Annotated in this window: 13 protein-coding genes and 1 tRNA gene; 5 read left to right on the top strand and 9 right to left on the bottom strand. The window is 56.4% G+C overall.

The genetic code is table 11. The features are described from left to right. The first annotated feature begins 10 nt into the window (after positions 1 to 10). Together yhjD and DBY66_RS14510 are read left to right on the top strand one after the other, a co-directional pair. The gene (gene yhjD, locus DBY66_RS14515) at positions 11 to 1012 is read left to right on the top strand and encodes an inner membrane protein YhjD (RefSeq protein WP_104085987.1); all 1002 of its coding nucleotides are present in this window, start codon (positions 11 to 13) and stop codon (positions 1010 to 1012) included. 287 nt (positions 1013 to 1299) lie between these two features. Further along, positions 1300 to 2634, top strand: a complete 1335-nt coding sequence (locus DBY66_RS14510) for an MFS transporter (protein ID WP_108570161.1) — start codon at positions 1300 to 1302, stop codon at positions 2632 to 2634. 514 nt (positions 2635 to 3148) lie between these two features. Here DBY66_RS14510 and ilvC read toward each other — a convergent pair. Then, positions 3149 to 4624 (bottom strand): ketol-acid reductoisomerase, encoded by a 1476-nt coding sequence (gene ilvC, locus DBY66_RS14505; RefSeq protein ID WP_039381116.1) that lies wholly within the window; start codon positions 4622 to 4624, stop codon positions 3149 to 3151. Between the two features lie 164 nt (positions 4625 to 4788). On the opposite strand from ilvC, the gene ilvY reads away from it, so the two are divergent. Then, positions 4789 to 5670 carry an HTH-type transcriptional activator IlvY gene (ilvY, locus tag DBY66_RS14500; protein ID WP_039381119.1) on the top strand — a complete coding sequence of 294 codons (882 nt, stop codon included), beginning with the start codon at positions 4789 to 4791 and terminating at the stop codon, positions 5668 to 5670. On the opposite strand, the gene ilvA is transcribed toward ilvY, so the two are convergent. From ilvA to ilvL, 6 genes are all read right to left on the bottom strand, one after another. Beyond that, entirely contained in the window at positions 5671 to 7218 is a 1548-nt protein-coding gene (ilvA, locus tag DBY66_RS14495; RefSeq protein WP_071669255.1) for a threonine ammonia-lyase, biosynthetic, read from the bottom strand. It abuts the gene before it with no gap. 4 nt (positions 7219 to 7222) lie between these two features. Beyond that, positions 7223 to 9073, bottom strand: coding sequence for a dihydroxy-acid dehydratase (ilvD, locus tag DBY66_RS14490; protein ID WP_039381124.1), 1851 nt, complete (start codon positions 9071 to 9073; stop codon positions 7223 to 7225). A gap of 61 nt (positions 9074 to 9134) precedes the next feature. Then, positions 9135 to 10064, bottom strand: coding sequence for a branched-chain amino acid transaminase (locus DBY66_RS14485; RefSeq protein WP_039381127.1), 930 nt, complete (start codon positions 10062 to 10064; stop codon positions 9135 to 9137). 18 nt (positions 10065 to 10082) lie between these two features. Then, entirely contained in the window at positions 10083 to 10340 is a 258-nt protein-coding gene (ilvM, locus tag DBY66_RS14480; protein ID WP_039381130.1) for an acetolactate synthase 2 small subunit, read from the bottom strand. After that, complete coding sequence (gene ilvG / locus DBY66_RS14475; RefSeq protein WP_108570160.1) at positions 10337 to 11983, bottom strand: acetolactate synthase 2 catalytic subunit; 1647 nt, start codon at positions 11981 to 11983, stop codon at positions 10337 to 10339. Before ilvG ends, ilvM begins: the two co-directional genes overlap by 4 nt. 149 nt (positions 11984 to 12132) lie before the next feature. Continuing rightward, positions 12133 to 12231, bottom strand: a complete 99-nt coding sequence (gene ilvL / locus DBY66_RS14470) for an ilv operon leader peptide (RefSeq protein ID WP_071669254.1) — start codon at positions 12229 to 12231, stop codon at positions 12133 to 12135. Between the two features lie 327 nt (positions 12232 to 12558). On the opposite strand from ilvL, the gene DBY66_RS14465 reads away from it, so the two are divergent. Beyond that, complete coding sequence (locus tag DBY66_RS14465; protein ID WP_108570159.1) at positions 12559 to 14079, top strand: YifB family Mg chelatase-like AAA ATPase; 1521 nt, start codon at positions 12559 to 12561, stop codon at positions 14077 to 14079. Positions 14080 to 14107: 28 nt separating this feature from the next. Here the strand turns inward: DBY66_RS14465 and DBY66_RS14460 are convergent, their stop codons facing one another. Further along, positions 14108 to 14446 (bottom strand): DUF413 domain-containing protein, encoded by a 339-nt coding sequence (locus DBY66_RS14460; RefSeq protein WP_039381138.1) that lies wholly within the window; start codon positions 14444 to 14446, stop codon positions 14108 to 14110. Between the two features lie 121 nt (positions 14447 to 14567). Between DBY66_RS14460 and hdfR the strand changes: the two genes are divergently transcribed. Continuing rightward, entirely contained in the window at positions 14568 to 15389 is an 822-nt protein-coding gene (gene hdfR, locus DBY66_RS14455) for an HTH-type transcriptional regulator HdfR (RefSeq protein ID WP_039381140.1), read from the top strand. Positions 15390 to 15515: 126 nt separating this feature from the next. Here hdfR and DBY66_RS14450 read toward each other — a convergent pair. After that, positions 15516 to 15591 (bottom strand) — tRNA-Trp (locus tag DBY66_RS14450). Positions 15592 to 15642: the final 51 nt, after the last annotated feature.

Here is a 15642-nt window from a genome sequence, read left to right as displayed (position 1 = left end):
CCTATCGTCTATGACAGACAAAACAACTCAGGAGTCAGCCGCCGATTCAAAGCCGCTGATCGATATCCACACCGGTAACAAAACTGTGGATGGCTCAATTCGTCGCGTGTCGCGCTTCGCCACGTGGTTTCAGTCTATTCCGGCCGTCGCGCACTTTATCCGGGCGCTGGATCGCTTTAATGACCGGCTGGGCAGCCAGTTTGGCGCGGCGATCACCTACTTCTCCTTTTTATCGCTGATCCCGATTCTGATGGTGTCGTTTGCCGCCGTGGGGTTTGTGCTGGCCTCTAATCAGGATCTGCTGTCAGAGCTGATTAACAAAATTGTCAGCAGCATCAGCGATCCTACGCTCGCCACCACGTTAAAAAATACCGTGAACACTGCGATTCAGCAGCGCGCTACCGTGGGTCTGACCGGTCTGCTGCTGGCACTCTATTCCGGTATCAACTGGATGGGCAACCTGCGCGAAGCGGTTCGCGCGCAGTCGCGCGATGTCTGGGAGCGGACGCCGGATGATAAAGAGGTGTTCTGGAAAAAATATCTGCGCGATCTCTTCTCACTCCTGGGGCTGATGCTGGCGCTGGTGATCACCCTTTCGCTGACGTCCATTGCCGGTGCGGCTCAGGCAGCGATCGTCAGCGCGCTGGGGCTGGATGGCATCGACTGGCTGCGTCCGGTGATGACAATTATTGCCCTCTCCATCTCCGTGCTGGCGAACTATCTGCTGTTCCTGTGGATTTTCTGGATCCTGCCGCGCCATAAGCCGCGTAAAAGAGCGCTGCTGCGCGGCACGCTGCTGGCAGCTATCGGCTTTGAGGTGATTAAATTTGTTATGACGCTGACGCTGCCGAAGCTGGCGACCTCTCCTTCAGGCGCTGCCTTTGGTTCAGTACTCGGCCTGATGGCATTTTTCTACTTCTTTGCCCGCCTGACGCTGTTTTGCGCCGCGTGGATCGCCACGGCGAAATATAAAGGTGATACGGAGATGCCGCAGCCGCGCCAGCCCTCCTGACAACGGGCACAGGGCAACCACCTGAACAGTAAAACCTGTTTCCTGCTGGCGAATTTTAGCGCTCCCGCCAGCAGGAAACGCCAGCCAGTCACTTTTATTTAGCGGTTTAGCAGCGATTCACGCCAGAAAAACGTTTCCTGCCGCTGCCATTCGCCACCATTCCGCTTAACTCAGACATTATCCTCTTTTTCGCCGAAAATCGTCGTTTTGCGACGCTTTTTGCTCATTGAATGCCGCATACCAGGTGCGTAATATTTCTGGTTTACATTTACAATTAAGAAACATTTATGCAAGCCTCCATCACAGAAACACCTGACGCGCTGCACGACCAAGCGCCGGTCAATTCACGCGGTAAAGTTGTCGTAGCTTCTCTGGTCGGTACGGCTATCGAGTTCTTCGATTTCTATATTTACGCCACCGCAGCGGTTATCGTCTTTCCGCATATTTTCTTTCCTCAGGGGGACGCCACGGTTGCGACGCTGCAGTCGCTGGCAACCTTTGCCATCGCCTTTGTCGCGCGGCCAATCGGCTCAGCGGTGTTTGGCCACTTTGGCGACCGCGTTGGTCGTAAAGCGACGCTGGTCGCTTCACTGCTGACGATGGGCGTCTCAACGGTGCTGATCGGCCTGCTGCCTGGCTATGAAACCATTGGCGTTGCCGCGCCACTGCTGCTGGCGCTGGCGCGCTTCGGTCAGGGGCTGGGACTGGGCGGCGAATGGGGCGGTGCCGCGCTGCTGGCAACGGAGAATGCGCCGGCGAAAAAGCGCGCGCTGTATGGATCGTTCCCCCAGCTGGGCGCGCCGATTGGCTTTTTCTTTGCCAATGGTACGTTCCTGCTGCTCTCCTGGCTGCTGACCGACGAGCAGTTTATGCAGTGGGGCTGGCGCGTGCCGTTTATCCTTTCTGCAGTACTGGTGCTAATCGGCCTCTACGTGCGCGTCTCGCTGCATGAGAGTCCGGTTTTTGCCAAAGTGCAGAAGGAGCAGAAGCAGGTGCGTATGCCTATTGGCACGCTGCTGAGCAAACATATGACGGCGACCATACTCGGCACCTTTATCATGCTGGCGACCTACACGCTGTTCTATATCATGACCGTCTATTCGATGAGCTACGGCACCGCCCCGGCGCCGGTCGGACTGGGCTACTCGCGCAACAGTTTCCTGTGGATGCTGATGGTGGCGGTAATCGGATTTGGCGTGATGGTGCCCATTGCCGGTCTGCTGGCCGATCGTTTTGGTCGCCGCAGAACGATGATCACTATTACGCTGATGATTATCGCTTTTGCGCTGATGTTCCCGCTGCTGCTCGGCTCCGGCTCGCAGATTCTGGTGATGGGCTTTCTGCTGCTGGGCCTGAGCATTATGGGCCTGACGTTTGGCCCGATGGGTGCGCTGCTGCCGGAGCTGTTCCCGACCGAAGTGCGCTATACCGGTGCCTCTTTCTCTTATAATTTGTCATCCATTCTGGGAGCGTCCGTAGCACCCTATATCGCCACCTGGCTCAATGCAAACTATGGCCTGCAGGCAGTGGGTTTCTATCTTGCCGCCATGGCGGTGCTGACGCTGATTGCCCTGATCGCCTGTAAAGAGACGCGGCACCAGACGCTGTATGATGCGGCGTGAACGCGTATCCTGATGCAGGATGTATCGCGGCAGGGGCCGCATTTATGCGGCCCTTTGTACCAGGGCGCCATTAATGGCGCCCCTACAGAGGTGTATCACACAGGGGCCGCATTTATGCGGCCCGTTGTGCCAGGGCACCATTAATGGCGCCCCTACAGGTGGTGTGGCACCCGTGCGGGGATATATCACGTAGGGGCCGCATTTATGCGGCCCTTTGTGCCAGGGCGCCATTAATGGCGCCCCTACGGAGTGGTGTGGCGCCCGTGCGGGGATGTATCGCGGTAGGGGCCGCATTTATGCGGCCCGTTATGTCGGGATGGTGCGGCGTTGTGCCAGGGCGCCATTAATGACGCCCCTACAGAGGTGTATCACGTAGGGGCCGCATTTATGCGGCCCGTTAGGCCGGGACGGTGCGGCGTTGGGCGCCATTAATGGCGCCCCTACGGGAGGTGTGGCGCAATAAAAAACCCCGGCAGGCCGGGGTTTGATAAGGCTGAAAATTGTCGGTGGGAACTTAGCCAGCTACCGCGATACGTTTCATATCGGTCATGTAGCCACGCAGCTTGCGACCAACGGTTTCAATCGGATGCTGACGAATCGCTTCGTTAACGTCGCGCAGCTGTGCGTTATCAACCTGAGTGCCTTCTGTCGCTTTGCCCAGATCGCCCGGCTGCAGCGTGGTCATAAACTCCTCCAGCAGCGGTACAGCGGCGAATGAGAACAGGTAGTTGCCATACTCAGCGGTATCGGAGATCACCACGTTCATCTCATACAGGCGCTTACGTGCGATGGTGTTAGCAATCAGCGGCAGCTCATGCAGCGACTCATAGTATGCAGACTCTTCAATGATGCCGGCATCTACCATGGTTTCAAACGCCAGCTCAACGCCCGCTTTTACCATCGCGACCATCACCACGCCTTTGTCGTAGTACTCCTGCTCTTCGATTTTGCCCTCAAACTGTGGCGCATTTTCAAACGCCGTTTTACCGGTCTCTTCACGCCAGGTCAGCAGGTTTTTATCATCGTTCGCCCAGTCAGCCATCATACCGGAGGAGAATTCACCCGAGATGATATCATCCATATGCTTCTGGAACAGCGGAGCCATGATCGTTTTCAGCTGCTCAGAAAGCGCCCAGGCACGGATTTTTGCCGGATTAGACAGGCGATCCATCATCAGCGTAATACCGCCAAACTTCAGTGATTCAGTGATGGTTTCCCAGCCGAACTGGATCAGTTTTTCGGTATAGGCGACATCGTGCCCTTCAGCCACCAGCTTGTCGAAGCAGAGCAGCGAACCCGCCTGCAGCATACCGCACAGAATGGTCTGCTCACCCATCAGATCCGATTTTACTTCCGCTACAAAGGAGGATTCCAGCACGCCTGCGCGGTCACCGCCGGTAGCCGCAGCCCAGGCTTTCGCGATAGCCATGCCTTCGCCTTTCGGATCGTTTTCCGGGTGCACGGCGATAAGCGTCGGAACACCAAAACCGCGTTTATACTCTTCACGCACTTCTGTACCCGGGCACTTCGGTGCCACCATCACTACGGTGATGTCTTTGCGGATGGTTTCGCCCACTTCAACAATGTTAAAGCCGTGCGAGTAGCCCAGCGCAGCGCCATCTTTCATCAGGGGCTGAACCGCCTTCACAACAGAAGAGTGCTGTTTGTCTGGCGTCAGGTTAACCACCAGATCCGCCTGCGGGATCAGCTCTTCATAGGTACCGACTTTAAAACCGTTTTCTGTTGCTTTGCGGAACGAGGCGCGCTTCTCTGCAATCGCTTCTGCACGCAGCGCATAGGCTACATCCAGCCCGGAGTCGCGCATATTGAGCCCCTGGTTCAGGCCCTGTGCGCCGCAGCCCACGATCACTACTTTTTTACCTTTCAGGAAGCTGGCGCCATCGGCGAACTCATCGCGCGCCATAAAGCGACATTTGCCCAGCTGCGCTAACTGATTGCGCAGGTTTAATGTGTTGAAGTAGTTAGCCATGGGGTACTCCGCATCAATGTTGTGTTTGCATTATTGTCTGATAGCGGCGCCTGTTTCAGCGCTGCGAATGACCCCATCATATGACAGGAAATCCATTGCTTAAATTGATATATTAACAACGTTACGTTGCAATTTTTGCAATACGAAATGTCAGGAGATCCCGGATGGATTTACGCGATTTAAAACTCTTTCTGCATCTGGCAGAAAGCTGCCATTTTGGCCGTACGGCACGCGCCATGCACGTCAGCCCCTCTACGCTGTCGCGCCAGATCCAGCGGCTGGAAGAGGATGTCGGCCATGCGCTGTTTCTGCGTGATAACCGCACCGTGACGCTGACGGAAGCGGGTGAGCGGCTGCGCCAGTTTGCCCAGCAGACGCTGCTGCAGTATCAGCAGCTGCGTCACGTCATGGATCTCAACGGCCCCTCGCTAAGCGGTGAGCTGCGTCTGTTCTGTTCGGTGACTGCCGCTTACAGCCATCTGCCGCCGATTCTCGATCGCTTTCGCGCTGAACATCCGCAGGTGGAGATCAAGCTCACGACCGGCGACGCGGCGGACGCCATTGAGATGGTGCAGTCTGGCGAGGCGGATCTGGCCATCGCCGGCCGGCCGGAGTCGCTGCCCGCCAGCATCGGCTTTACACCGCTGGGGCTGATCCCGCTGGTGCTGATTGCACCGGCGCTGCCCTGCCCGGTACGCAGCCAGGCCACGCAGACGGAGCCCGACTGGTCGCAGATCCCGTTTATTATTCCGGATCAGGGACCGGCGCGGCGCGGCATCGATCTCTGGTTCCGGCGCTATCGTCTCGCTAATCCGCAGATCTACGCTACGGTGGCGGGCCATGAGGCGATTATCTCTATGGTGGCGCTGGGCTGCGGAATTGCGCTGGTGCCGGATGTGGTGCTGGAGAACAGCCCTGAGCCGGTGCGAAACCGGGTTATGACGCTGGAGAACGTGGAGTCAGTGGCGCCACTGCAGCTGGGCGTTTGCGTACAAAAAAAGCGGCTCGGGGAGCCGCTGATTCATGCATTCTGGCATCTGCTCTGATTACTGGCCGGCGAGAAAGAAACGGAACGCCGGATTATTCGCCTCATCGTGCCACTCGTAACCCAGTGCCGTCAGGTGAGTTTCAAAATCGGGTTCTTTATCATTCACTTCAAATGCCGCCAGCACGCGACCAAAATCGGTGCCGTGGCTGCGGTAGTGGAACAGTGAGATATTCCAGTGCGCGCCCAGCGTCTGCAGAAACTTCAGCAGCGCGCCCGGCGCCTCCGGGAACTCAAAGCTGAACAGCCGCTCGCGCAGCGGTTTTGACGGACGCCCGCCGACCATATAACGCACATGCAGCTTGGCCATCTCATCATCAGAGAGATCCACCACCTGGTAGCCCCCTTCAGTAAGCTGACTGATGATCTCGCCGCGCTCTTCAAGGCCGCGCGTCAGACGCACGCCGACAAAGATGCAGGCGCTGTCCGCATCCGCATAGCGGTAGTTGAATTCCGTGACCGATCGGCCGCCCAGCGTCTGACAGAACGTCAGAAAGCTGCCCTGCTGCTCAGGAATGGTCACCGCCAGCAGCGCTTCCCGCTGCTCTCCCAGCTCGCAGCGTTCGGAAACATAGCGCAGGCCGTGGAAGTTGACGTTGGCGCCCGACAGCACGTGTGCCAGGCGCTCGCCTTTGATGTCGTGCTGCTGGATATACTTTTTCATTCCCGCCAGCGCCAGCGCACCTGAGGGTTCCGCCACGGCCCGCACATCCTCAAACAGATCTTTCATCGCCGCACAGATGGCATCGCTGTCAACGGTGATGATGTCGTCGAGATACTCCTGGCAGAGCCGGAAAGTTTCGCTGCCGATACGTTTCACCGCCACGCCCTCGGCAAACAGCCCGACGCGCGGCAGATCCACCGGCTCGCCCGCCGTCAGCGCAGCTTTCAGGCAGGCGGAGTCTTCAGACTCCACCGCGATGACTTTGATCTGCGGCATCAGCTGTTTAATCAGCACCGCCACGCCGGCTGCCAGCCCGCCGCCGCCAACCGGAACAAATACGCGATCAAGATGCGCATCCTGCTGCAGCAGCTCCATCGCCAGCGTGCCCTGCCCGGCAATCACCGCCGGATGGTCAAACGGCGGCACAAAGGTGTACCCCTGCTGCTGCGCCAGCTCAATCGCTTTGGCTTTCGCCTCATCGAAATTTGCGCCAAACAGAAAGGCTTCGCCGCCAAACGCCCGCACCGCATCGACTTTGATATCCGCCGTGGTGACCGGCATGACAATCAGCGATTTAATTCCCAGCGTGCTGGCTGAGAGTGCAACCCCCTGCGCGTGGTTACCGGCAGAAGCGGTCACCACGCCGCGCGCTTTCTGCTCTTCGTTTAATCCGGCGATCATCGCATAGGCACCGCGCAGCTTGAAGCTGTGCACCGGCTGCCGATCTTCACGTTTCACCAGAACGGTGTTGCCGAGCCTTGATGAGAGTTTCTCCATCTTCTGCAGCGGCGTTACCTGCGCAATTTCATAAACCGGCGCACGCAGAATGGCACGCAGGTATTCCGCGCCGCCAGGCGACGCAGACAGGGGTTGAGACTCAGCCATACCATCAGCCTCCCAGCTTCGACTTGTCGCGCACTGCGCCTTTATCCGCGCTGGTCGCCAGTGAGGCGTAAGCACGCAGCGCAAAAGAGACCTGACGTTCGCGATTATGCGGCGTCCAGGCGGCTTCTCCGCGCGCAGCTTCTTCTTCACGACGGGCGTGCAGCTCATTATCCGGTACCGCCAGCTTAATGCCGCGATTCGGGATATCGATCTCAATCAGATCGCCATCTTTTACCAGCGCAATGGTGCCGCCGCTTGCCGCTTCCGGCGAGGCGTGGCCGATAGAGAGGCCGGATGTGCCGCCAGAGAAGCGCCCGTCGGTGATCAGCGCGCAGCTTTTGCCAAGGCCCATCGACTTCAGATAGGTCGTCGGATAAAGCATCTCCTGCATGCCCGGCCCCCCTTTTGGCCCTTCGTAGCGAATGACGACGACATCACCGGCCACCACTTTACCGCCCAGGATCGCTTCAACGGCATCATCCTGGCTTTCATAGACTTTAGCCGGCCCTTTAAAGGTCAGGATCTCTTTATCGACGCCCGCCGTTTTAACGATACAGCCATCTTCTGCCAGGTTACCGTACAGAACCGCCAGGCCGCCATCCTGTGAGTAGGCGTGTTCGCGCGTACGGATACAGCCCTCAGCGCGATCGTCATCCAGCGTGTCCCAGCGACAGCTTTGCGAGAAAGCCTGCGTGGTGCGGATGCCCGCCGGACCGGCGCGGAACATATCTTTTACGGCCTGGTCCTGCGTCAGCATGATGTCGTACTGATCCAGCGTTTCACGCATCGTCTGCTGCAGAATATTGCGCGCGCTGGTGTCAATCAGGCCAGCCCGATCCAGCTCGCCAAGAATACCGATTACGCCGCCGGCGCGGTGCACATCTTCCATATGATATTTCGGAGTGCTGGGCGCCACTTTACACAGCTGCGGTACTTTACGTGACAGGCGGTCGATATCGGAGATATTGAAGTCGATCTCGCCCTCCTGCGCCGCCGCCAGCAGATGCAGTACGGTATTGGTGGAGCCGCCCATGGCGATATCCAGCGTCATGGCGTTCTCAAATGCTGCTTTGGTCGCGATATTACGCGGCAGCATATTGGCGTCATCCTGCTCGTAGTAGCGTTTGGTCAGGCTCACAATGCGTTTACCGGCATTGATGAACAGCGCTTTACGATCGGCGTGGGTGGCCAGCAGCGAGCCGTTGCCCGGCTGTGACAGGCCCAGCGCTTCTGTCAGGCAGTTCATGGAGTTAGCGGTAAACATTCCGGAGCAGGAGCCGCAGGTTGGGCAGGCTGAGCGCTCAATCTGCTCACTGTCGGCGTCGCTGACGTTGGGGTTCGCCCCCTGAATCATCGCATCTACCAGATCCAGCTTGATGATCTGGTCGGAGAGTTTGGTTTTCCCCGCTTCCATCGGGCCGCCGGAGACAAAGATCACCGGAATGTTGAGGCGCAGTGCCGCCATCAGCATGCCCGGGGTGATTTTGTCGCAGTTGGAGATACAGACCATCGCATCCGCGCAGTGGGCGTTGACCATATACTCTACGGAGTCGGCGATCAGCTCACGTGACGGAAGTGAATACAGCATGCCGCCATGTCCCATGGCGATACCATCATCTACCGCGATGGTGTTGAACTCTTTTGCCACACCGCCCGCTGCTTCAATCTGCTCTGCAACCAGCTTGCCGAGGTCGCGCAGGTGCACGTGCCCTGGTACAAACTGTGTGAATGAGTTCACTACCGCAATAATCGGCTTGCCGAAATCATCATCGGTCATTCCGGTGGCGCGCCACAGGGCACGGGCACCCGCCATATTACGGCCGTGGGTGGTGGTGGCTGAACGGTACTTAGGCATGCTCTATTTACTCCAGTCTGAAAAATGACGCGGGCGCTGCTGCCCCCGCGCTGATCTCTTGTTACGGATTAACCTGATCCAGCCAGCCATATTTATCTTCGGTTTCGCCGGTAAACAGGCCAAAGAACGCTTTCTGAATTCGGGTGGTCACCGGACCACGCTTGCCTTCGCCGACCTGAATGCCGTCAACGCTGCGCACCGGGGTGATTTCAGCAGCGGTGCCTGACATGAAGATCTCATCGGCCAGATAGAGCGACTCGCGTGACAGCACCTGCTCGCGCACTTCAATACCGAGATCGTGCGCCAGCTTGATAATTGCATCACGGGTGATGCCTGGCAGAGCGGAAGAGGTAAACGGCGGCGTAAACAGGATGCCATCTTTGACTTCAAACAGGTTTTCGCCTGCGCCTTCAGAGATGTAGCCCTGCGTATCCAGCGCGATCCCTTCCTGATAGCCGTGGCGGCGTGCTTCGCTGCCCACCAGCAGGGAGGAGAGATAGTTACCGCCCGCTTTGGCTGCGGTAGGCAGTGTGTTAGGCGCCACGCGATTCCACGAAGAGACCATGGCGTTGATACCCTGCTCCAGCGCTTCCGGACCGAGGTAGGCTCCCCACGGGAAAGCCGCAATAATCACGTCAGTGGTAAAACCGTCCGGCGGGTTAACGCCCAGGCCTACATCGCCGACAAACGCCAGCGGGCGGATATAGGCACTCTTCAGATTGTTAACGCGGATCACTTCGCGGCAGGCTTCCATCAGCTCATCGACGCTGGCTTTGATGGGAAAACGATAGATTTTTGCGGAGTCGTGCAGACGCTGCATATGTTCACGGTGACGGAACACTACCGGGCCTTTGTGCGAGTCGTAGCAGCGTACGCCTTCAAACACGGAAGTGCCGTAATGCAGTGCGTGAGACATAACGCTGACCTTGGCGTCTTCCCACTTAACCATCTCTCCGTTGAACCAAATAAAGTCTGCTTTCTTCGTACTCATCGTTATGTCCTTTGGCGACTAAGCGCGGATTTGTTGTGTTGTCTGCTGCTGGATCTCGACACAGGCGACATCCAAAAGTTTGCGTAACTGAGAAGACAGTAAATCGACTGAGCGCTGGCTGGCAACGGTCATTTCGATATTAATATTGTCTGCGTTGCTGGCGGAGCCCATATTCATCGCGCAGACCTGAAAGCCGCGGTGGCGAACAACGCGTAAAATGCGCTCCAGCACTTCCGGGCGAAAACGGGCTTCAATTGATAACTGATGCTGATTCATATGCTCTTCTCCATCATGTTTGCGTTGCTGGCACCCGGCGGGACCAGTGGCCAGACGTTTTCATGCTCATCAATCGAAACATGCAGGAAATAAGGTCCTTCGCTGTTCAGCAGAGCATCAATCGCGGCGTCAACTTCATCTTTACGGCTGATACGCTGGCCTGGAATATCAAACGCGCGGGCCAGCATCAGAAAATCGGGGTTATCGGTCAGGATGGTCTCGCTATAGCGGCCATCGAAAAACAGCTGCTGCCACTGGCGCACCATGCCCAGCCGCTGGTTATCCAGCAGCAGAATTTTTACCGGCAGCTGTTTGCGTTTAATCGTGCCCAGCTCCTGAATGTTCATCATGATGGAACCATCACCGGAGACGCAGATTACCGTATCATCAGGGCGGGCAATCTGCGCCCCCACGGCTGCCGGCAGACCAAATCCCATGGTGCCGAGACCGCTGGAGGTGATGAAATTTTCCGGCGCGCTGAACTGCATATGCTGCGCGGTCCACATCTGATGCTGACCCACATCGGTGGTCACAACCGTACTGCCCGGTTTGCGATCGGAAACCTGCTTCAGCAGCAGCGGTGCGTAAATAGCGTCACCGGGATGATCGTAGCGCCAGCTAAACTCCGCTTTCATCGCGCGGACTTCCTGACGCCATGCATCGATCTGCAGAGGCATACTCAGCGCGGGCAGTATCTGCCGGAGGTCGCCTGGCAGCGAAACATGAGCACGGCGCAGTTTGTTCAGCTCCGCCGGATCGATATCGATATGAATAACGCTGGCATGCGGGGCGAAGGTATCCAGCTTGCCGGTCACGCGGTCATCAAAGCGGGCGCCTACTGCAATCAGCAAATCGCACGACTGTACGGCAAGGTTGGCCGCTTTAGTGCCGTGCATCCCCAGCATCCCGAGATAAAGCTCGCTGCTGCTCTCTGCACAGCCAAGCCCTTTCAGGGTTGAGACGACCGGGATGCCGCTTTCTTTTGCCAGCGCACGCAGTGCCGGTACCGCCTGCGCCATACCCACGCCACCCCCTACATAGAGGATGGGTTTTGCCGCACGTGCCATTAAGGCGCGCGCGTCATCAATGTGCTGCGGCGAATGGGAAAGGGTCTCCTCAACCGGCAGCAGATGGGGCGTCAGTTCCGCGCTGGCAATCTGGATATCTTTTGGGATATCAACCAGTACCGGCCCCGGGCGTCCCGACTGCGCGATAGCAAAGGCTTCGGCCATCACTGAAGGCAGATCGTCAAGCGATTCAACCAGAAAACTGTGTTTGGTGCAGGCCAGCGACAGCCCAAGGACGTCAATCTCCTGAAAAGCGTCGGTTCCCATCACAGCGGATGAAACCTGTCCGGTGATGGCTACTACGGGAACAGAATCCATCATCGCATCCGCCAGGCCAGTGATCAGGTTAGTGGCTCCCGGACCAGAGGTTGCGATGCAGACGCCGGTTTTACCCGTAGCACGGGCATAGCCGATAGCCGCTATCACCGCGCCCTGCTCATGACGGCACAACAGATGTTCTACGCCGCCATCATATAGCGCATCGTACACGGGCATGATAGCGCCGCCAGGATAACCGAACACGGTATCAACGCCCTGCGCGCGTAATGCCTGAACTACCCATTGTGCACCTGTCATGGTTATTCTCCTGCAATCCTGTGAGAACAACAGAATTTTATGCTACTGCTCATAATCTGCTCCTCGTTAATCAGCTGATAGTTTGTCTGGTCAAAAAAAAACCCCCGGACCTTTCGGTGCGGGGGTTTTTGGGATTTCAGACTTGATTTTTAAGCCTTTCTTTCTCCAGACGCAGCCCCGCACGGTGGGTTAATAATCACCACCACGCTAATCACGACTAGGCTAATCACGGATAGAAGGGCTTTCATACGTTGTCTTTTTTTCACTTGTTCGAAGTAATGCCTACAGAGTTATCATAGTTACCGGGTCATTTACAATAATTTTCATCAGCCAATTTTTCGCGGTTCTGATGCAATCATCGTTATCACCTTGTAAAAACTAGGTTATTCAGATTTGTGATAAATATTCATCACGCCCGGCGCGTAATTGCATAATGCTTAGCGGAAGAGATCGCTCATTTTTGGCGAAAACAGTGAAACAATAGAGAAAAATATGGAATAAGGCGGGCAAAATGGCACAACCGGGATCGCAGATAGCGCGCTGAGGAGCAAGGATAGAGGCAACAAGGAGGGATGATGTCTTTATCTAGAGTTCTGACCCGTGCGGCACTGGGAATCGAAGCGCCGCTGGTAACCGTCGAGGTTCATATCAGTAATGGATTGCCTGCGCTGACGCTGGTCGGCCTGCCTGAAACCACGGTTAAGGAGGCTCGCGAACGGGTACGCAGCGCTATTATTAATAGCGGATTCAGCTTTCCGGCCAAACGTATCACCATCAATCTGGCGCCTGCTGACCTGCCTAAGGAGGGTGGTCGCTACGATCTGCCGATTGCTATCGCGCTTCTCGCAGCCTCAGAACAGCTGCCAGGGGATAAACTTACGCGCTATGAGTTCCTGGGTGAGCTGGCGCTTAACGGCGCGCTCTGTGGCGTGCAGGCCGCAATTCCGGCCGCTATGGCAGCGCTCAGAGCCGGCCGCCAGATGATTGTTGCTGAACAGAATCAGCAGGATGTGGGATTAATCCAGCAGGGCGAAACGCTGACCGGCGTGCATCTTAGTGAAATATGCGCTTTTCTGCACAATCAGACCACGCTCAGAGTGGCGCAGACCGTTGCCGAAGAGGCCACGGACTCACCGCAGGATCTGCGTGACGTTATTGGTCAGCAGCAGGGACGACGCGCGCTGGAGATTGCAGCAGCAGGCGGACATAATCTGCTGCTGCTCGGACCACCCGGTACAGGCAAAACGATGCTGGCGACGCGTCTGCCGGGCATTATGCCACCGCTGGACGACGGTGAAGCGCTGGAGTGTGCGGCAATTGCCAGCCTGGTCAGCAATGGTGAACAGCGCGCTCAGTGGCGTAAGCGCCCTTTCAGGGCGCCTCATCACAGCGCCTCACTCTATGCGCTGGTTGGCGGAGGCTCTATACCCCGCCCGGGTGAAATATCACTGGCACACAATGGCGTACTGTTTCTGGATGAGTTACCGGAATTTGATCGCCGCGTCCTTGATGCGCTGCGTGAACCTATTGAATCAGGCGAAATTGCGCTCTCCCGTACGCGGGCTAAAGTGACTTATCCTGCGCGCTTTCAGCTGATAGGCGCAATGAACCCCAGCCCCACCGGGCATTACCAGGGCAATCACAACCGCTGTTCACCACAGCAGGTACTGCGTTATCTCAGCCGGTTGTCAGGGCCCTTTCTGGACCGCTTTGATTTATCGCTTGAGATCCCGCTGCTGCCAGGCGGAACCCTGAGTCAGCAGGCTGTCACCGGCGAGAGCACTGCACAGGTCAGGGAACGGGTGCTGGCAGCCAGAGCACGACAGCAGGCGCGCGCTGGCAAAATTAATGCCCATCTTACTAATGCGGAGATCGCGCGCGACTGTGCGTTGTTACAGGCTGATGCAGAGTGGCTGGAAGGAATACTTAATACGCTGGGTTTATCGGTGCGTGCATGGCAGCGCATCCTGAAAGTGGCCAGAACCATCACCGATCTTGCCGGGGAAACACAGATAGTACGGCCACATCTGCAGGAAGCGGTGAGCTACCGCAGTATCGATCGTTTAATGATTTATCTGCATAAGACGCTGGAATAAAAACGGGGCCGTTCAGAGCCCCGTTTTATCAGTCATCACTGTCGCTGAAATCTTCAACCGTATCCATCTGCGGCTTGCCACCCGAGAGGGTGTGAAAGCGCTTAGGACGCTTGATGCGGGCGATATACTTAGACCAGACGCGCTCTGCTTCGGTCAGCGGCTCACGTTGTCCGCGGCACACTTCAAGAAACGACCGCTCTTCTTCTGTTACCGGTTCGCGTTTTGCCAGATCAAGCTCATTAAAAGCGTATCCGTGACGCTCCAGAAGCTGGGCTTCTTTAATGGTGAAATCACCGTGACGTGAAAATCCACGTGGATAATGTTTGTTATCGAAGAAACGATTTGTTGTTGCGAAGCTTTCCGCCATTTTACACGCTCCTGATTCTCATATGGCCGTGCTATTTATGGCGCGGAGTATTAGATAGGCTTGACAGAGTGTAAAACAAAACATTTAAATCAGTACGACAAACAAATTTTGGGAGAATAGTGTGGATACGGAATTACTGAAAACTTTTCTGGAGGTGAGCAGAACGCGTCATTTTGGACGTGCTGCGGAGGCGCTGTACCTTACGCAATCTGCTGTCAGTTTTCGCATCCGTCAATTGGAAAACCAGCTGGGCGTAAATCTCTTTACCCGCCATCGTAATAACATCCGCCTGACTTCAGCAGGTGAGCGGTTATTACCTTATGCGGAAAGCCTGATGAGTACCTGGCTGATGGCAAAGAAAGAGGTTTCGCATACGCAGCAGCATCATGAGCTCTCAATCGGTGCCAGCGCTTCCCTGTGGGAGGCTTATCTCACGCCCTGGCTTCAGACGCTCTATGAGAACCGTGAGAGCCTGCATATGGAAGCCCGTATTGCCCAGCGTCATCTGCTGGTTAAACAGCTGCATGAGCGGCAGCTTGATCTGCTAATCACCACGGAAGCGCCAAAAATGGATGAGCTGACCAGCCAGCAGATTGGTCATATTTCACTTGCTCTGTTCCGGGCGCGTAAAACGGAAAAACGCGAGAAGTATGATTATATCAAACTGGAATGGGGCGCAGATTTTCATCAGCATGAGAGCTATTTGTCGAGTGATGATGTTCCGGTGTTAACCACGACATCGGCACATGTAACGCGGGAACTGTTACACACTACCGGGGCCTGTGCTTTCTTACCCGATTCCTGGCAGGGGATATATAACGATATTGTGCCGATCCCCGATACACCGGTAGCGGTGCGCCCGCTATATGCCGTCTGGCTGCAGAATAGCGATCAGCAAACGCATATTCGTCAGCTGCTTAAATTTCCGGTTCTGACGCACTGAGATAGCAGATTGAGAAGGGTCTGAAGCTGTGAAAGCGGGCGCAGACTCTTTATTTTTTGAAAGGATGCAAAAAGATCCTGAATTTCAGGCAAAAAAAATCCTTTGCCGAAGCAAAGGATTGTTTTCTGGCAGGGGCGGAGGGACTCGAACCCCCAACACCCGGTTTTGGAGACCGGTGCTCTACCAATTGAACTACGCCCCTAAATAGGGTGGCGGAACGGACGGGGCTCGAACCCGCGACCCCCTGCGTGAC

Source organism: Pantoea sp. RIT413 (assembly GCF_003057675.2).
Lineage (GTDB): Bacteria > Pseudomonadota > Gammaproteobacteria > Enterobacterales > Enterobacteriaceae > Pantoea > Pantoea eucrina.
This window is presented reverse-complemented; position numbering and strand designations above follow the sequence as displayed.

What these genes read in the sequence shown, in the direction of transcription:
- ilvC (WP_039381116.1), bottom strand. Translation starts at nt 4,624, where the DNA reads ATGGCTAACTACTTCAACACATTAAACCTGCGCAATCAGTTAGCGCAG.
- ilvG (WP_108570160.1), bottom strand. Translation starts at nt 11,983, where the DNA reads ATGACAGGTGCACAATGGGTAGTTCAGGCATTACGCGCGCAGGGCGTT.
- ilvD (WP_039381124.1), bottom strand. Translation starts at nt 9,073, where the DNA reads ATGCCTAAGTACCGTTCAGCCACCACCACCCACGGCCGTAATATGGCG.
- yhjD (WP_104085987.1), top strand. Translation starts at nt 11, where the DNA reads ATGACAGACAAAACAACTCAGGAGTCAGCCGCCGATTCAAAGCCGCTG.
- ilvM (WP_039381130.1), bottom strand. Translation starts at nt 10,340, where the DNA reads ATGAATCAGCATCAGTTATCAATTGAAGCCCGTTTTCGCCCGGAAGTG.
- DBY66_RS14485 (WP_039381127.1), bottom strand. Translation starts at nt 10,064, where the DNA reads ATGAGTACGAAGAAAGCAGACTTTATTTGGTTCAACGGAGAGATGGTT.
- DBY66_RS14465 (WP_108570159.1), top strand. Translation starts at nt 12,559, where the DNA reads ATGTCTTTATCTAGAGTTCTGACCCGTGCGGCACTGGGAATCGAAGCG.
- ilvY (WP_039381119.1), top strand. Translation starts at nt 4,789, where the DNA reads ATGGATTTACGCGATTTAAAACTCTTTCTGCATCTGGCAGAAAGCTGC.
- DBY66_RS14510 (WP_108570161.1), top strand. Translation starts at nt 1,300, where the DNA reads ATGCAAGCCTCCATCACAGAAACACCTGACGCGCTGCACGACCAAGCG.
- DBY66_RS14460 (WP_039381138.1), bottom strand. Translation starts at nt 14,446, where the DNA reads ATGGCGGAAAGCTTCGCAACAACAAATCGTTTCTTCGATAACAAACAT.
- ilvA (WP_071669255.1), bottom strand. Translation starts at nt 7,218, where the DNA reads ATGGCTGAGTCTCAACCCCTGTCTGCGTCGCCTGGCGGCGCGGAATAC.
- ilvL (WP_071669254.1), bottom strand. Translation starts at nt 12,231, where the DNA reads ATGAAAGCCCTTCTATCCGTGATTAGCCTAGTCGTGATTAGCGTGGTG.